This window comes from Tamlana crocina, from assembly GCF_012037625.1.
The window spans coordinates 1-453 of record NZ_JAAVJS010000230.1 but is presented as its reverse complement, the minus strand read 5'-3'; the positions used below and the strand labels follow the sequence as shown (position 1 = coordinate 453).

Here is a 453-nt window from a genome sequence, read left to right as displayed (position 1 = left end):
GTGCTGAGTCACAGGATGAGCGAGAAATGTTCTTTACTGAAGGACAACGTCTTGAAATTCGTGATATCACAAGATTCAAGGATGGCTATGCGGTTGCAAAATTCCGTAACGTGGACAGTGAAGGAAACCCAGGATCTGATCCTACAGGAGAACATCCCGATACCGTCTTCCCGATGTTCAGGCTTGCCGATGTATACCTAATGTATGCAGAAGCTGTACTTCGTGGAGGTGGTGGTAGCCAGAACCAGGCCGTTAGCTATATCAATGAATTAAGAGACAGAGCTTATGAAAGTGGCGGAACAATTTCTGCCAATGACCTCACTTTAGATTTTATTCTTGCAGAAAGAGGAAGAGAGCTTTATTGGGAAGCACATCGCCGTACAGACCTTGTAAGGTTTGGACAATTCACCAGCCAGGGAGTATGGGCATGGAAAGGTAATGTTCCGCAGGGAA

Annotated in this window: 1 protein-coding gene; it reads left to right on the top strand. The window is 45.9% G+C overall.

Going from position 1 to position 453, the window contains the following annotated elements:
* The coding region (locus tag HC176_RS16455; protein ID WP_167920085.1) for a RagB/SusD family nutrient uptake outer membrane protein at positions 1 to 453 on the top strand (453 nt) is incomplete at both ends.